The organism is Paracoccus sp. PAMC 22219 (genome assembly GCF_000787695.1).
GTDB lineage: Bacteria > Pseudomonadota > Alphaproteobacteria > Rhodobacterales > Rhodobacteraceae > Paracoccus.
Genome location: NZ_BBPH01000003.1, coordinates 1 through 15,534, shown reverse-complemented (window position 1 = coordinate 15,534; position 15,534 = coordinate 1). Strand labels below are relative to the sequence as shown.

Genomic DNA, 15,534 nt, shown 5'->3' with positions numbered 1-15,534 from the left:
CGCGAGGGGGCCGCCGTCCGGTCTGTCGTTTCGGCACCACGCCGGGGCGGGCGATGACGATCACGCCAAGTTGGGTTTGATCCGGTGCAAGGCATTGGATAGGACTAGGCCATACGCGCGAGGAGAGTGGCCGGAACATGAAGAAAATCAACGCGCTTGCGATTCTGGGATTGGTCGTGCTGGGGGCCTGCGGGCCGCGCAACCTGGCCCCTGCCGCGATGCCCATGCCGATGGACCCAGGCTTGGCGGTGGCCCCTCCGGTCGATGACAACGCGGCGATCGCCGGGCGCGTGGCGCAGCAGATCAACACCTTGCGCGGCAATATCGGTGTCGGCGCCCTGCAGCCCAGCCCCATGCTGGAGGCGGCGGCGCTGGTCCATTCGCGCGACATGTCGGCGCAGAACCGGGCCTGGCACTGGGGGTCGGACGGGTCGTCGCCGCTGGAGCGGGCGCAGCGTCAGGGATTCACCGGAGAGATCATCGGCGAGAACATCTCGGAGACCTACGAGAACGAGATCGAGACGCTGGCCGCATGGATGTCCACGCGCGACACCCGCGACGTGATCATGGACCCGACCGCGACGCAGCTGGGCTTTGCGTGGTTCAAGGAGCCGTCGGGCAAGGTCTGGTGGACGCTGCTGACCGGACGCTAGGCGTCGGGCGGCCCCGTCGCGGGGCCGCGCCGGTCGCAGGGGTCAGGGATAGATGACGACCGGCGTGCCGGGCATCAGCATCGCATAGATTTCCTGGATTTCCTCGTCGGTGACGGCGATGCAGCCGGCCGTCCAGTCGCGCTGCTGGGGGAACAGGTTGTTGCCCTGCGGACCGCGGCCGTGGATGAAGATGTCGCCGCCCGGATCCATCCCGTACTGCTCGGCGAACGCGCGGTCGTTGGGGTTCGGGTACGAGATGCCCACGGACAGATGGAACGCGCTGCGCGGGTTGAAGCGGTCGATGTAGTACACGCCCTCGGGGGTCTTGCCGTCGCCCGAGAACTGCTTGTGCCCCTGCGGCTGGTTGCCCAGGCTGATGTCATAGGACCGCACCGGGGTGCTGCCGCTGAACAGGTGCATGCGGCGCTGGCCCTTGTTCACTTGGATCTGGGTGATGGGGGGGCCTGCATAGCGCTGGAACTTGGTAGGCTGCTGCTGCTTGCCGCAGGCAGCCAGCAACGCCAGCATCGAAATCGTGAACGTCCGACGGGTGGTTCTGCTCATCACTGCCTCTGAAGCGTTTTTGATTTTTTGTGTCCCCGGAATATCATGGATACACCATCCCTGCCTAGCGGCGCGTTAACGCCGCCACCAGTTCGACATGCGGCGAAAAGCGGAACTGGTCGACGATCCACAGCCGGTCGACGACATAGCCGGCATCGGCCAAAATCCGCGCATCCTTGGCAAAACTGACCGGGTCGCAGGACACGGCGGCCAGCAGGGGCACGCGCGCCGCGGCAATCTGACGCATCTGCGCCTCGGCCCCGGCGCGGGGCGGATCGATCACGATCGCGTCAAATCGGGCCAGTTCATCGGGCATCAGGGGGCGTCGGGCAAGGTCGCGGACCTCGGTCGTGACGCGGTTCAGGCCCGGCGCGGCCCGCCAGGCCGAATCAAGTGCAGACAATGGCGCGGCCAGCCCCTCGACCGCGTGGACGGCGGCGCGTTCGGCCAGCGGCAGCGTGAAGGTGCCGCAGCCTGCGAACAGGTCGGCCACCCGCGATGCGCCGTCCAGGGTGCTGCGCACCGCGTCCAGCAGCGCGGCCTCTCCCTGTTCGGTGGCCTGCAGGAAGGCGCCGGGCGGGGGGACGACATGCGCGCGACCCATCGGCAGGGCGGGGGCGCGGCGGGTGATGGACTGGCCGTCCCAGTCCAGCCGCGCCAGGTCGCCCTCCTCTGCCAGGGCGGCCAGGGCCTGGAACAGCGCGGGGTCCATCGGCTTGCCGCCGCGCACGGCGACGTCCAGCCCGGCGGGCCCGTGGATCACCACCAGCGACAGTTCCGCCGCGCGGGATGCGCCCGCGACCACGATGCGCCGCAGCAGCGGCAGCGCGGCCAGGATCTGCGGGCGCAGCACATGGCATTCGGTCAGATCGACGATCACGTCGGATGCGCGGGCGTGAAAGCCGACCGTGGCGCCCTTTTTCGTGCGCCGCCCCGACAGCACGGCCCGTCGGCGGCTGTAGGGCGCAGAGACATGGACCTGCGGTTCGGGGGCCGCGATCCCCTGGGCGGCCAGCGCGGTCAGCACCACCTGGGTCTTCCAGGCGGTGGTGAAGGCCTCGGTCGCGTGCATCAGCGAACAGCCGCCGCAGGCGCGGTAATGGCCGCAGATGGGGCGGATGCGGTCCGGGGACGGGGTGACGATGCGGGGGGCAATGATGCGGCCAGCATCGGCCTCGCCCTCGATCACCTCTCCGGGCAGGACCAGGGGCGCCAGCGCGCGGGCGTCCCCGGACAGCGCCACGCCGTCGCCCTTGCGGCCAAGCCGCTCGATCGTCCACTGCGTCATTCGGCGGCCTCTTCGGTGCCCAGGAACCCGCCCGACTGGCGGTTCCAGTAGCGGGCATAGCGACCGTCGCGGGCCAGCAGGTCGTCATGGCCGCCCTGTTCGACGATGCGCCCGTCCTCGATCACCAGGATGCGGTCCAGTTCGGCGATGGTGGACAGGCGGTGGGCGATGGCCAGCACGGTCTTGCCGCGCATGGCGCGGGTCAGCGCGTCCTGAACCTGGGCCTCGACCTCGCTGTCCAGCGCGCTGGTGGCCTCGTCCAGGACCAGGATCGGCGCGTCCTTGAGGAAGGCGCGGGCCAGGGCGATGCGCTGGCGCTGGCCGCCCGACAGCTTGACGCCGCGTTCGCCCAGATAGGCGTCGTACCCGGTCCGGCCCGCGTAATCCTCCAGCGTCAGGATGAAGTCATGCGCCTCGGCCGCCTTGGCGGCGGCGACGATCTCGTCCTGGGTGGCATCGGGGCGGCCGTACAGGATGTTGTCGCGGGCGGATCGGTTGAACATCGCGGTGTCCTGGGTGACCATCGCCACCTGGCGGCGCAGGCTTTCCTGGGTCACGTCGCGCAGGTCGTGGCCATCGATGCGGATGGTGCCCTGTTCGACGTCGTAAAGCCGCAGCAGCAGCCCCACCAGCGTCGTCTTGCCCGCCCCCGACGCGCCGACGATGCCGATCTTTTCCCCCGCCGGGATGGTCAGCGTCAGGTCGCGGATGCCGCCCGCGTCGCGGCCATAGGCGAACTCGACATGGTCGAACTCGATCCGGCCCTGCACGCGGGACAGGGTGCGGGCGCCGGGGCGGTCGGTCAGGGCATGGGGCGGGGACAGGGTCTTCATTCCGTCCTCGACCTCTCCGATGCTGCCCCACATGCCCATCAGGGCCATGCTGACCCATCCGGTCATCTGCGACAGCCGCATAGCGATCGCGCCGCTGGCGGCGACGTCGCCCACGGTCGCGGTCCCGTCGCGCCACAACAGGATCGCGCCGCCCACCAGGATCACCGGCAGGATGCCCGCGACGATCATCAGTGACAGGCGGAACCAGGTGGACACAACGCCGAAATCCAGCGCGCGTTCGCGAAACCCCGCCATCGCGCCCAGGGCTGCCTGATCCTCGTGGTCGGCATGGGCAAACAGCTTGACCGTCTTGATGTTAGTGATGGTGTCGACGACCTGGCCCGTGACATTGGCGCGGGCCGAGGCGCGCGCCCCCGATTTCGCGCGGATGCGCGGCAGAAAGAACCGGATGAGCGCGAAATAGGCCGCCAGCCAGACCAGCAGCGCCACCGCGCCCCAGCCATCGACCGCCAGCAGGAAGACCGCCGACCCCAGCACGGATGCCAGCGCGAATGCGACGACGTTCACCATTTCGGACGCGACATCGGTCACCGCGCGGGCGGTCTGCATCTGTTTCTGCGCCAGCCGCCCGGCAAAGTCGTTGTCGAAGAAGGTGACCGCATGCCCCATCGTCCAGCGATGCAGGCGCGACAGCACCAGGGGCAGGATGTTCGGCCCGATGATCACGTTGGAACTGGCCGTGGACAGGCCATAGATCGCCGGGCGGATCACCAGGAAGAACCCGGCGAACAGCGCCACCAGCCCCCAGTTCTGCTCCCAGAACAGGCCGGGCGTGCTGGTGGTGACGGCATCGACGACCATGCCCAGCAGCAGCGCCGAGACGACATCCGCCACCCCGCCCAGGGCCGAGGTGACGGCCGCAAAGCCCAGTCCCGGCCAGGCGCCCGACAGGCACCAGCGGAAAAAGGCCATCAGCGTGGCAGGCGGCGCGCCTTCGGCCGGGCGAAAGGCGTCGACCATGCGGCCGAAGCGGGTGTGCAGGCTCATTCGTCGTCCTTCCCGGCCAAACGGGCCGCGTCGATCAGGGCAGGGGCGGGCAGGGTAAAGGCCGACGCGATCCACGCCTCCTCGGCGGCCTTCAGCGCCCGGCCCAGGGCCGGACCCTGCAGCGGGGCCAGATCGGTGGCGCCGACCGGCAGCGGGGCTGCGGTCGCGCGCGTGATGCGGGCCTGCCAGTCGGGAGGCAGGGGGTGGCCGTCGGCGGCCATCAGGGCGGCGTGGTCGGTCGCGGCATCCGCGCCCAGGTGCCATGCCGCGCGGTCCAGCGACCAGCCGCGCGCCGGGTGCAGGGCCGCCAGCGCGCGCTGATCGGCGCGCGACAGGCGTAGGTCAGGCTGGGCGGGCCCAAGCGCCGCCAGCCGGCGCAACCATCCGCCGGGCGCGGGTTCTGCGTCCAGCAGCGCCTGCAGGCGCGCGGGATGGCGCCGGGCAGCAGCTGTTGCAGCACGCCAGTCCGGTCCATCAACGCGACCGCCGGGCTGGGATCGGGCGCATCCAGCAGCTTTTTCAGCTCTGCCCCGATGCGTTCGCGGGCGATGCGCGACAGGCCGTCGCGATGCGCGCCGCAGGCGGCCACGGCGGCCGGGTCGGCATGTTGCCCATAGCGGGCCATAACCGGAAGAAGCGCAGGATGCGCAGGTAATCCTCGGTGATCCGCGCATCGGGGTCGCCGACAAAACGCAGGCGGCGGGCGGTCAGATCGGGCAGCCCGCCCATCGGGTCGATCACCACCCCGTCGCAGCCCGCGTACAGTGCGTTCATGGTGAAATCGCGCCGCGCCGCGTCCTGCGCCAGGTCGGTGGAAAACGCGACCACCGCGTGGCGCCCGTCGGTGTCGACGTCGCGGCGAAAGGTCGTCACCTCGAACCCGCGCCCGTCGGCGATCAGCGTCACGGTGCCGTGGTCGATGCCCGTGGGCACCGCGCGCAGACCGGCGGCCTGCGCCAGCAGGATCACGCGGTCGGGCTGGGCGTCGGTGGCGATGTCGATGTCGTCGATGGGCTGGCCCAGCAGCGCGTTACGCACCGCACCGCCCACCAGATAGGCATGGTCGCCCTGCGCCTGCAGCGCGTCCAGCACGCGGATCAGGGCCGCATCGTCCAGCACATGCGCGGGCAGCCGGGTCATAGGCGCCGTGCCAGACCCAGCAGGATGCGCGCGGTAGCGCCCCACAGGTAATAGGGCCCGAACGGCGCCGCGTGATAGCTGCGCCAGCCGCCGCGCCAACGCCGCCGTTCGACCCGATAGCGGGCGGGGTCGGCGATATGGGCAAAGGGCAGGTCGAACGCCTCCTGCACCTCTCCGGCCTCGGGGACCGGGGAAAAGGGGCCGTCGATCACGGCCAGGACCGGGGTCACGGAAAAGCCGGTGACGGTGCGGTGCGGCGGCAGGCAGCCCAGCACGCGCACCTGGGCCGGGTCCAGGCCGATCTCCTCGCGCGCCTCGCGCAGGGCGGCGGCGGTGGCGTCGGTGTCGCCCGGATCGACCTTGCCGCCGGGCAGGGCGATCTGGCCGGGATGGTGGCGCAGCCCCGACGCGCGCTTGGTCAGGACCAGCCGTCCGTCATCGGCGCGAAACGCCGCCAGCACGCCCGCCGGGCGCAGGGGCGTGTCCGGCGGCGCGGCATCAGGGTTCAGGTCATAGTCGGAACTGGGGTCCGCCGCGCGGCGCAGGGCGTCGCGCAGGCGGGATTCGGACCAGTCCGTCACTCGGCCGCCTTGTCGCTGTCGCTCTGGGGCAGGGGGTTGCCGTCGGCATCCACCGTCGCCTCGAACCCCAGGCTTTGCGGGTCAAAGGTGTAATGCGCGCCGCAGAACTGGCAATCGGCGGTCACGATCCCTTCCGGGGTGGTCATGTGCGCGATGTCCTTGGCCGAATAGATCGACAGCGTGCCCCGCACCCGGTCGGCATTGCACGAACAGCCGAATTCGACCCGGTGCGCGTCAAAGACTCGCGGGGTTTCCTCGTGGAACAGGCGCAGCAGCAGGTCGGTCGGGCCGACGGTGGGGCCGATCAGCTCCAGCGTCTCGACCGTGTCCAGCAGGATGTTGGCGCGGTTCCAGTTCTCGGATTCCGCACCCTGCAGGATGTCCGCCGCCTCGATCAGACCGCCTTCGCCGCTGCCGCCGTCGGTCGGTTGCGCCGGATCGCCTGGCAGGGTCTGCAGCATCATGCCGCCGGCCCGCCATTGCGCGTCCTGTCCCGACAGGCGCGAATTGCCCGACGCCAGCTGGAACCGCGTCGGCAGCTGTTCGGACTGGGCGAAATAGGTCTGCGCGCAGGCCGACAGCGATCCACCCGTCAGCGGCGTGATGCCCTGATAGGGGGTGCTGCCCGGTCCCTGGTCGATCAGGATGGCGAAATACCCCTCTCCGATCTGCTCGAACGGGGTGCGGGCGTCCAGGCGGTCGGCGTCGAAGCTTGCCCAGGCCCGGATGCGGGCGGGCTTGTCCTCGCCCTCGGGGGCGAAATAGTCGGCGGCCAGCGTGCGGATCGCGCCGTTGCCACGGACCTGCAGGCTCAGCTTCCAGCGCAGCTTGACGGTCGGGCCGATCAGCGCGGTCAGCAGTGCGATTTCCGCGACCATGGCGCTGACGGCGGGCGGATAGTCGTGGCGCGACAGGATATGGTCCAGAACGCCGTCAAGGCGCACCACGCGGCCGCGGATGGAGCTGCGGTCCAGCTGAAAGGGCAGTACGGTGTCGTCCCAGGCTATCTGGTTGATCTTGCTCATGATTGATCCTTGAGGTGGTGTCGGCGCCGACATTGCGCGCCCGGTTGCGCCCAATATAAGGCATTTTCCGCCGATCCCAAGGGGGCAGGGGCACGCCGCTTTCCGCCGCGCGCGGGCCGGGCTATCAGGGGCGGGCAATCACACAGGTGCCCCATGATCCCGCGTTTCGGACAACCGCCGCTGACCGGACCCCGCTATCGCCGCAGGCCCGGCGCCTATGCGATCCTGTGGCGCGACGGGCGCATCCTGCTGACGCATCAGCAGGCGCCCGAACCCGAATTCCAGCTGCCCGGCGGCGGCATCGACCCCGGAGAGCATGCCTTGGCCGCCCTGCACCGCGAGGTGGCCGAGGAGACCGGCTGGACCATCGGCGCGGCGCGCTATCTGGGCAGCTATCGGCGGTTCTGCTTCATGCCCGATTACGACATGCATGCCGAAAAGCGCTGTCAGATCTGGGTCGCCCGCCCGATCAGCCGCCTGTCGCCGCCGACCGAACCGGGGCACAGCGCGCATTGGATCACGCCCGCGCAGGCGCTGGACGCGCTGGCCGATCCGGGGTCGCGGGCGGCGCTGTCGGGGTGGCTGGCGGGACACTAGCCGTCGTCCAGGTGGATGACCTTGCCGGTCCCGCGGAATTCGACCAGCACCGCGGACATGTCGTCCTGGCGTTCGCCGCGGCAGTATTCCGACACCGACCAGGCCATCGATTCTAGGAAGGAATGCCCGTTCAGGAAGGCGTTGGTGCGCATCACCGCCTCCAGCCCGTCATTGCCCAGCTGGCGTCCGTTCGGGGTCGTGGCCTCGGTGATGCCGTCCGACGCGATCAGCAGGCGGTCGCCGGGGCCCAGGGTGACGTCGATCTCGTCGAACAGCGGGCTTTCAAAGACGCCGATCGGCATGCCGCCCGCGCCCAGATGCGTGACCGTGCCGTCGGCCCGCTGCAGCGCGGGGTGGGGGTGGCCCGCCTGAACCATGCGCAGGTGCCCGGTCATATGGTTCAGTTCGGCATAGATCATGGTAAAGTAGGTGTCGGTGTTCATCTCCTCCAGCATCATGGTGTTGAAGAAATGCGCCAGCGCCGCCGGACCCCCCGCGCCGCCCCGCCAAGCGCGCCGCGCAGCGCGATGTTCTGGTCGGACGATCCCGACAGGTGCACCGACAACTGCGCCGTCAGCAGCGCCGCCGTCACCCCATGGCCCGACACGTCCAGCGCATAGAGGCCAAGCCGGTCGTCGCCGATGGGAAAGAACCCCACAAGGTCGCCGCCGATATGGCCCGCCGGGCGCAGCAGCAGGCTGATCTCGATCTGGCCGAACCGCCCGGAGCGTTCGCGCACCAGCCCCTGCTGCAGCTTGCGCGCCTCGCGCAGGTCGCGTTCCATCGCGGCCTGGGTTTCCGACAGCTGCGACAGGGCCAGCCGCAGCTGGGTGTTGCTGGCGCGCAGCTCCTCCTCGATGCGCAGGATGCGTTCGCCGGCGGCCAGGCGCGCCAGCAGTTCCTGGGGCGCGACAGGCTTGGTCAGGAAGTCGTCGGCCCCGGCCTGCAACCCCTCGGTGATGGCATGGGCGTCGGCATTCGACGTCAGCAGCACGAAATAGCCATAGTTCGGGCGTGACAGCTGGCGGAAGGCCGCGCAGAACTGCAGCCCGGTCATCTCCGGCATCACCCAGTCCGACAGGACCAGGTCCGGCACCAGCCGTTCGCACAGCTGCAGCGCCTCGACCCCGTTGGCGGCCTCGATCACGTCATAGCCGCCGCGTTTCAGCAGCCGGGCCAGAAGGCTGCGCTGTGCGGCACTGTCATCGACCAGCAGCACCAGCCGCTTTTGCTTGGGCGGGGCCGTGTCGGACATGGAGGAGGGGCGATTCGCGGCTGTCATGGGACCATGCTTACGGCCCCGGTCGTAAATTTCGGGTAAACCGCCCCGTTCTCCGCGGTTAAACTTTTCGCAACCGGGCCGCGCTAGACAAGGGCATGTCAGCGATTCGAAGGGTTTGGGAAATGATCGATTGGAACCGCGTGATCGAACTGCGCGACGAGCTGGGCCCTGACGAATTGTCCCCCATCATCGACATGATCCTGGTCGAGATCGAGGCGCATCTGTTCGCGCTGGACAGTCGTACCCTGCACCTGGCCGAGGATCTGCACCTGCTGCGCGGGCTGGCCCTGAACATCGGTTTCACCGAATTCTGCGCCCACTGCCTGCGCGCCGAACAGCAGTTGGCGCGCGGCGATCAGACCGCCCTGGGGCCGGCGGCGCTGCGCGCCAGTTTCGGGCATACCAAGCAGCTGTTCCTGCGCGATCTGCCGCATGTCATGGACAGTGACCACGGCGGCCATGCGACCGCGCAGGCGTCCTGATCAGACCAGCAGTTCGGACAGGATCCCGTCATTGGTGATGTCGCGATAGGCAAACCCGGACTTGTCCAGACGCGCCATCAGCGTGATCAGGTTGGCCGGGTCCGACGTCTCGATCCCGATCAGCACCGAACCGAAGTTCCGGGCCGATTTCTTGAGGTATTCGAACCGCGCGATGTCGTCGTTCGGACCCAGCAGGTCCAGGAAATCGCGCAGCGCGCCGGGGCGCTGCGGCATGCGCAGGACGAAATACTTCTTCACGCCCTGGAACCGCTGGGCGCGCTCCTTGACCTCGGGCAGGCGTTCGAAATCGAAATTGCCGCCCGAACAGACCGCGACGACGGTCTTGCCGGTCAGATCGCCCAGATCGCCCAGTACATCCAGCGCCAGCGCGCCCGCGGGTTCCAGCACCACGCCCTCGGTGTTCAGCATCTCCAGCATGGTGCGGCAGATGCGGTCTTCGGGGGCCAGATAGACGTCGGCGGGGGTGAACCGCTGCAACGCCTCGAAGGGCAGGGCGCCGATGCGCGCGACCGCCGCGCCGTCGACAAAGCTGTCCACCGCCGGCAGCGCCACGGGGGCGCCCGCCTGCAGCGCGGCCTTGAGGCTGGCGCCGCCCAAGGGTTCGGCAAAGGCAAAGCGGGTGCCCGGTGCCTCGGTCGCAAGCAGCTTGGTGACGCCGGCGGACAGGCCGCCCCCGCCCACCGGCAGCACGACCAGATCAGGTGCGCGGCCCAACTGGGCCAGCATTTCCAGACCGACGGTGGCCTGCCCCTCGATCACGTCGGGCGCATCAAAGGGCGACAGGAACTGCGCGCCCTGTTCGGTGCAGAACGCCTGGGCCGCGGCCAGGGTCTGGTCGAAATAGTCGCCCTTCAGCACGATCTCGATCGCGTCGCCGCCGAACATGCGGGTCTTGTCGATCTTTTGCCCCGGCGTGGTGATCGGCATGAAGATCGTGCCGCGCGCGCCGAAATGGCGGCAGGCATAGGCCACGCCCTGCGCATGGTTGCCGGCACTGGCGCAGACGAAATGGCCGGGCGCGCCGGGTTGCACCAGCTTGCGCATCGCATTGAATGCCCCGCGCAGCTTGTAGCTGCGCACGGGGGTCAGATCCTCGCGCTTGAGCCAGATGTCGGCGCCGTATTTCGCCGACAGGTGGTCGTTGCGTTGCAGGGGCGTGGGCTCGAACAGGTCGCGAAGCGCGGCCTCGGCCAGACGGACGGAGGCGACAAAGTTTTCCATGCCCCGCCCATGCCGCGAAACGCGCCTGTTGGCAAGCGGTCAGCGCAGCGCACGCCCCTCGACGAAGTGACCCCAGAGGGTGGTGATCAGCGAGAGCATGATCAGCGCACCAAGCCAGGAGAGCAGGACCTGAAGAAGGACCGCCAACGTGATCGACATCGTCGCGACAATGCTGATCGCATGCGGAAGCAATGTCTGTCCCACGACCACCACCACGGCGAGCAGCAGAAACGTCGGCACCCGCCCCTTTGTCGCGGCCCATGCCGCGCCAAAGGGTCGGGGATGTCGAACCGAAGCGCCGGGCAGGGCCGTCAGAAGACGCAGCATCAGCGCCGTCAGCACCACGCCGACGACAGATGCGATGGCCTGCAGCCAGATCGGCAGCCCCCCTGACTGGATGGCGATGGTCACCAGCAGATGCATCAACAGGATCGCGCCGATCAGCGCCGGCACCAGTGCAAGCATGATCAGCAGGACGCGGCCAAGATAGCCCAGCACCTGCCGCCCGCGCCCGGCGGCACGCAGGCGCGCGGGTTCGTCCAGCAGGACGTGCCGGTGCCACGCAACGGCCATCACGACATACAGCACCATCGCCAGCAGCCCAACTGCCACAAGAACGGCAGCATCGTCGCCGGCGACGCGCAATTGGGGTTCGCCAAACACAAGCATCGGGCCCGCACCGAAGGCCAACCAGACCAATCCGGGTACCAGCGACAACCTCAGCGTCGCGACGCGATTGCCCCATAATTGCCACAGCGCGTGGCGCAAAAGACGAAATGCCAGCATCAAATCACCCGTTTGAAATCGCGCAGACGGTATTCGCCCCCGAACCCTTGTGACAACGCGGAAATCGCCGTATTCCCGCTGAAACTTCGACGAAGGGTTAACCGCATGTCCGACGCGCCGAAAAAAGTCGTCCTCGCCTATTCCGGGGGGCTTGATACCTCGATCATCCTGAAATGGCTGCAGACCGAATACGGCTGCGAGGTGATCACCTTCACCGCCGATCTGGGCCAGGGCGAGGAGCTGGAGCCCGCGCGCGAAAAGGCGCTGATGCTGGGGATCGCGGCCGAGAACATCCACATCATCGACGTGCGAGAGGAATTCGTGCGTGATTTCGTCTTCCCGATGTTCCGGGCCAATGCGCTGTACGAAGGGCTGTACCTGCTGGGCACGTCCATCGCGCGGCCGCTGATCTCCCAGCATCTGGTGCGGATCGCGCAGGAGAACGGTGCCGATGCGGTGGCGCATGGCGCGACCGGCAAGGGCAACGACCAGGTCCGGTTCGAGCTGTCGGCCTATGCGCTGGACCCGTCGATCAAGGTGATCGCGCCGTGGCGCGAATGGGACCTGACCAGCCGCACCAAGCTGATCGAGTTCGCGGAAAAGAACCAGATCCCGATCGCCAAGGACAAGCGCGGCGAGGCGCCGTTCAGCGTGGACGCGAACCTGCTGCACACGTCGTCCGAGGGCAAGGCACTGGAAGATCCGGCCGTGGCCGCGCCCGACTATGTCTATCAGCGCACCGTGAACCCCGAGGATGCGCCCGACACGCCCGAATTCATCGAGGTGACCTTCGAGAAGGGTGACGCGGTCGCGATCAACGGCGAGGCCATGTCGCCCGCCACGATCCTGACCAAGCTGAACGAGCTGGGCGGCGCGCACGGCATCGGGCGCCTGGATTTCGTCGAGAACCGTTTTGTCGGCATGAAATCGCGCGGCATCTACGAGACGCCGGGCGGCACGGTGCTGCTGGAGGCCCATCGCGGCATCGAGCAGATCACGCTGGACAGCGGCGCGGGCCACCTGAAGGATTCGATCATGCCGCGTTACGCCGAGCTGATCTATAACGGCTTCTGGTTCAGCCCCGAGCGCGAAATGCTGCAGGCCTTGATCGACAAGTCGCAGGAGCATGTGACCGGCACCGTGCGGTTGAAGCTCTACAAGGGCATGGCGACCTGCGTCGGTCGCTGGTCGGAGCATTCGCTCTACAGCGAGGCGCATGTGACCTTCGAGGACGACGCCGGCGCCTATGACCAGAAGGATGCGGCGGGCTTCATCCGCCTGAACGCGCTGCGCCTGAAGCTGATCGCCAACCGCAACGCGCGGGTCGCGAAATGACCGCCGGGGCCGCCCGCATCGCCATCGTCACTGTCAGCGACCGCGCGTCGCGGGGCGAGTACGAGGACAAGGGCGGCCCGGGCGCCGAGGACTGGCTGCGCGGCGTGATTACCTCGCCGACGGAAATCGACCGCCACATCGTCCCGGACGGGCGCGAGATCGTGGCCGCCACGCTGCGCGACCTGGCCGACGGGGGCACGGACCTGATCCTGGTCACCGGCGGCACCGGTCCCGCACCGCGCGACCTGACCCCCGAGGCTGTGGCTGACATCATGGACAAGGAACTGCCCGGTTTCGGAGAAGAGATGCGCCGCGCATCGCTGCGCGAGGTGCCCACCGCGATCCTGTCCCGCCAGACCGCGGCGATCCGCGGGCGGACCCTGATCATCACGATTCCCGGCAAACCGTCGGCCATCGCGACCTGTCTGGATGCGATCTTTGCCGCCGTGCCCTATTGCCTGGACCTGATGGGCGCCGCGCGCATCGAGACTGACCCTGCACGGATCCAGGCGTTCCGCCCGAAATCAGGCTGACCGCCGGGCCGTGGCCGGTGCGATGGGTATTTGGACAACGGAGACGTGGATTTCTTCGTTGTCCAAATACCCGAAAGCGCTCAGCCGCCGAACAGGCGCAAGGCCAGCGGGGCGATGATCGCCGTCAGCACGGCGTTCAGCCCCATGCCGATGCCCGAAAACGCGCCCGCCGTGGCGTTCACCTGAAACGCCCGCGCGGTGCCGATGCCATGCGCCGCGACGCCCACCGCGAACCCGCGCGCGCGCCAGTCGCGGATCTTCATCACGTTCAGCAGGGGCGTCACCACCATCGCGCCGAAGATGCCCGTCAGCAGAACCAGTGCTGCGGTCAGGGTGGGCTGGCCGCCCAGCTGTTCGGCGATGCCGATGGCCACGGGCGCGGTCGTGGATTTCGGTGCCAGCGACGCCAGCACCGACCCCTGGATCCCGAGGCCCGCGCGATCAGCAGCGCTGATACGACCGCCACGCCCGATCCCGCCAGCAGCCCCGCCAGCATCGGCCAGGCCGCGCGCCGCACGCGCGGCAGGTTGTCATAAAGCGGCAGCGCCAGCGCCACGGTGGCCGGGCCCAGCATGAAGTGCACGAACTGCGCGCCGTCGAAATAGGTGGCGTAGTCGGTGCCTGTCAGCCCCAGCAGCACGGCCAGCAGGATCACCGCGATCAGCACGGGGTTCGCCCAGCTGGCGCGACCCAGCCTGCGCGACAGCGCGTCGCCTGCCAGATACGCGACCAGCGTGGCCGTCAGCCACAGCAGCGGCTCCTGCGCAAGATAGGACCAGATCAGGACCGGATCACTCACGCCCCTGATCCCTCAGCGCGGCGCGTTCTTCCGATCCGGTCAGGCGAGCCACGGCGGTGAATGCCCAGGCCCCCGCCGCGATGGCCAGCAGGGTCGAACCGGTCAGGGCCGCGGCCAGGCCCAGCCCCTGTTCGCGCAGCAGATCCCAATGCGCCACGATTCCCACGCCTGCGGGGACAAAAAACAGTGACAGATGCGCCAGCAGACCGGTCGCCGTCGGGCGGATCGCCTCCGCCAAATCAGGGCGGAGGATGAAGGCCGCGACCATGGCGATCAGCCCCACCACCGGGCCGGGCAGGGGCAGGCCCAGGCCACGCGACGTGATCTCTCCGACCAGCTGGAATGTCAGGATGATGGCGAGGCTGCGGATCATCCCGCAAGACTAGCGGGCGGACCCCCATCGCGCCAGTGCCGTTGCCGCGCATCTTGTGGATAAGTATCCGCGCGGGGCGACATCTTGCGGTCCGGTTGACTTGTGCCCCCTGCGGATGGACAATCCGCCAGCCCTTTCGAATCTGGATCCGACCCCTTGCGCTTTGACCGCCTGCGACTGAACGGCTTCAAGAGCTTCGTGGACCCGACCGATCTGGTCATCCGCGAGGGGCTGACGGGCGTGGTCGGTCCCAACGGTTGCGGCAAGTCCAACCTGCTGGAGGCGCTGCGTTGGGTCATGGGCGAGAACCGCCCGACCGCCATGCGCGGCGACGGGATGGAGGACGTGATCTTTGCCGGCACCACGCGTCGCAATGCCCGTGCCCATGCCGAGGTTTCGCTGAGCGTCGACAACCGCGACCGTCTTGCGCCCGCGGGCTTCAACGAGGACGACCAGTTCGACATCACCCGCCGCATCACCCGCGACGCGGGCAGCGCCTACAAGATCGCCGGCAAGGACGTGCGGGCGCGCGACGTGCAGATGCTGTTCGCGGACGCCTCGACCGGGGCGCACAGCCCGGCACTGGTGCGCCAGGGTCAGATCAGCGCGCTGATCAGCGCCAAGCCCAAGTCGCGCCGCCGCATCCTGGAGGAGGCGGCCGGGATCTCGGGGCTGTATGCGCGCCGCCACGAGGCAGAGTTGAAGCTGAATGGGGCCGAGGGCAATCTGCTGCGCGTCGACGATACGCTGGACCAGCTGACCGCCCAGGCCGCGACGCTGTCCCGGCAGGCGCGCGCCGCGGCCAGGTACCGCGAGATCGGCGCCGCCCTGCGCCTGGCCGAAGGCGTGCTGTTGTACCGTCGAGTGGGCCGAGGCCCGAGGCCGCGCGTCTGGCCGCCGCGCAGGCGCTGGCGCTGGCGATCCGCGCGGCGTCCGACGCCGGTGCCGCATCCGGGGTCGCGCAGGCGCGCCGAGCCGCTGCGGAGGAGGCCCTGCCGCCGCTGCGCGAGGAG

Annotated in this window: 15 protein-coding genes and 3 pseudogenes; 6 read left to right on the top strand and 12 right to left on the bottom strand. The window is 68.8% G+C overall.

The window, feature by feature from the left end; all coding sequences use genetic code 11:
* The first annotated feature begins 137 nt into the window (after positions 1-137).
* Positions 138-653, top strand: coding sequence for a CAP domain-containing protein (locus TY51_RS01225; RefSeq protein WP_042244798.1), 516 nt, complete (start codon positions 138-140; stop codon positions 651-653).
* A 42-nt stretch (positions 654-695) separates the two neighbouring features.
* Here TY51_RS01225 and TY51_RS01220 read toward each other — a convergent pair whose 3' ends face one another.
* The 6 genes and pseudogenes from TY51_RS01220 to TY51_RS01190 form a co-directional block, all read right to left on the bottom strand.
* The gene (locus tag TY51_RS01220) at positions 696-1,217 is read right to left on the bottom strand and encodes a murein L,D-transpeptidase family protein (RefSeq protein WP_042244795.1); all 522 of its coding nucleotides are present in this window, start codon (positions 1,215-1,217) and stop codon (positions 696-698) included.
* 64 nt (positions 1,218-1,281) lie between these two features.
* Positions 1,282-2,505, bottom strand: a complete 1,224-nt coding sequence (locus tag TY51_RS01215) for a class I SAM-dependent RNA methyltransferase (RefSeq protein ID WP_042244793.1) — start codon at positions 2,503-2,505, stop codon at positions 1,282-1,284.
* Positions 2,502-4,346 carry an ABC transporter ATP-binding protein gene (locus tag TY51_RS01210; RefSeq protein WP_042244791.1) on the bottom strand — a complete coding sequence of 615 codons (1,845 nt, stop codon included), beginning with the start codon at positions 4,344-4,346 and terminating at the stop codon, positions 2,502-2,504. Before TY51_RS01210 ends, TY51_RS01215 begins: the two co-directional genes overlap by 4 nt.
* Positions 4,343-5,486, bottom strand: a pseudogene (locus TY51_RS01200) (CCA tRNA nucleotidyltransferase). Before TY51_RS01200 ends, TY51_RS01210 begins: the two are co-directional and overlap by 4 nt.
* Positions 5,483-6,067, bottom strand: coding sequence for a CoA pyrophosphatase (locus tag TY51_RS01195; protein ID WP_231558841.1), 585 nt, complete (start codon positions 6,065-6,067; stop codon positions 5,483-5,485). The pseudogene TY51_RS01200 and the gene TY51_RS01195 overlap by 4 nt, the downstream one beginning before the upstream one ends.
* A complete protein-coding gene (locus TY51_RS01190) occupies positions 6,064-7,092 on the bottom strand; it encodes an Hsp33 family molecular chaperone HslO (RefSeq protein ID WP_042244786.1) in 1,029 nt (342 codons plus the stop codon). The genes TY51_RS01195 and TY51_RS01190 overlap by 4 nt, the downstream gene beginning before the upstream one ends.
* A 153-nt stretch (positions 7,093-7,245) precedes the next feature.
* Between TY51_RS01190 and TY51_RS01185 the strand changes: the two genes are divergently transcribed.
* A complete protein-coding gene (locus tag TY51_RS01185; RefSeq protein WP_042244785.1) occupies positions 7,246-7,689 on the top strand; it encodes an NUDIX domain-containing protein in 444 nt (147 codons plus the stop codon).
* On the opposite strand, the gene TY51_RS22995 is transcribed toward TY51_RS01185, so the two are convergent.
* Both TY51_RS22995 and TY51_RS22990 read right to left on the bottom strand, forming a co-directional pair.
* Positions 7,686-8,132: a PP2C family protein-serine/threonine phosphatase gene (locus TY51_RS22995; protein WP_231558840.1), complete on the bottom strand. Its 447-nt coding sequence runs from the start codon at positions 8,130-8,132 to the stop codon at positions 7,686-7,688. The genes TY51_RS01185 and TY51_RS22995 overlap by 4 nt on opposite strands.
* An 11-nt stretch (positions 8,133-8,143) precedes the next feature.
* Complete coding sequence (locus TY51_RS22990) at positions 8,144-8,971, bottom strand: response regulator (protein ID WP_231558839.1); 828 nt, start codon at positions 8,969-8,971, stop codon at positions 8,144-8,146.
* Between the two features lie 122 nt (positions 8,972-9,093).
* On the opposite strand from TY51_RS22990, the gene TY51_RS01175 reads away from it, so the two are divergent.
* Positions 9,094-9,453 carry a hypothetical protein gene (locus TY51_RS01175; RefSeq protein ID WP_042244780.1) on the top strand — a complete coding sequence of 120 codons (360 nt, stop codon included), beginning with the start codon at positions 9,094-9,096 and terminating at the stop codon, positions 9,451-9,453.
* Here the strand turns inward: TY51_RS01175 and ilvA are convergent, their stop codons facing one another.
* Positions 9,454-10,695 (bottom strand): threonine ammonia-lyase IlvA, encoded by a 1,242-nt coding sequence (gene ilvA, locus TY51_RS01170; protein ID WP_042244777.1) that lies wholly within the window; start codon positions 10,693-10,695, stop codon positions 9,454-9,456.
* 39 nt (positions 10,696-10,734) lie between these two features.
* Positions 10,735-11,463, bottom strand: coding sequence for a hypothetical protein (locus TY51_RS01165; protein ID WP_156117821.1), 729 nt, complete (start codon positions 11,461-11,463; stop codon positions 10,735-10,737).
* 123 nt (positions 11,464-11,586) lie between these two features.
* Here TY51_RS01165 and TY51_RS01160 point away from each other — a divergent pair, with 123 nt between their 5' ends.
* Both TY51_RS01160 and mog read left to right on the top strand, forming a co-directional pair.
* Complete coding sequence (locus TY51_RS01160) at positions 11,587-12,816, top strand: argininosuccinate synthase (RefSeq protein ID WP_042244770.1); 1,230 nt, start codon at positions 11,587-11,589, stop codon at positions 12,814-12,816.
* Positions 12,813-13,349, top strand: coding sequence for a molybdopterin adenylyltransferase (gene mog / locus TY51_RS01155; RefSeq protein ID WP_042244767.1), 537 nt, complete (start codon positions 12,813-12,815; stop codon positions 13,347-13,349). The genes TY51_RS01160 and mog overlap by 4 nt, the downstream gene beginning before the upstream one ends.
* 80 nt (positions 13,350-13,429) lie before the next feature.
* On the opposite strand, the pseudogene TY51_RS01150 reads toward mog, so the two are convergent.
* Together TY51_RS01150 and TY51_RS01145 are read right to left on the bottom strand one after the other, a co-directional pair.
* Positions 13,430-14,148: pseudogene (locus TY51_RS01150) on the bottom strand (LrgB family protein).
* Positions 14,141-14,521, bottom strand: coding sequence for a CidA/LrgA family protein (locus tag TY51_RS01145; protein ID WP_042244765.1), 381 nt, complete (start codon positions 14,519-14,521; stop codon positions 14,141-14,143). Before TY51_RS01145 ends, TY51_RS01150 begins: the two are co-directional and overlap by 8 nt.
* 156 nt (positions 14,522-14,677) lie before the next feature.
* On the opposite strand from TY51_RS01145, the pseudogene TY51_RS01140 reads away from it, so the two are divergent.
* A pseudogene (locus TY51_RS01140) lies at positions 14,678-15,534 on the top strand (AAA family ATPase); the annotation flags it as partial.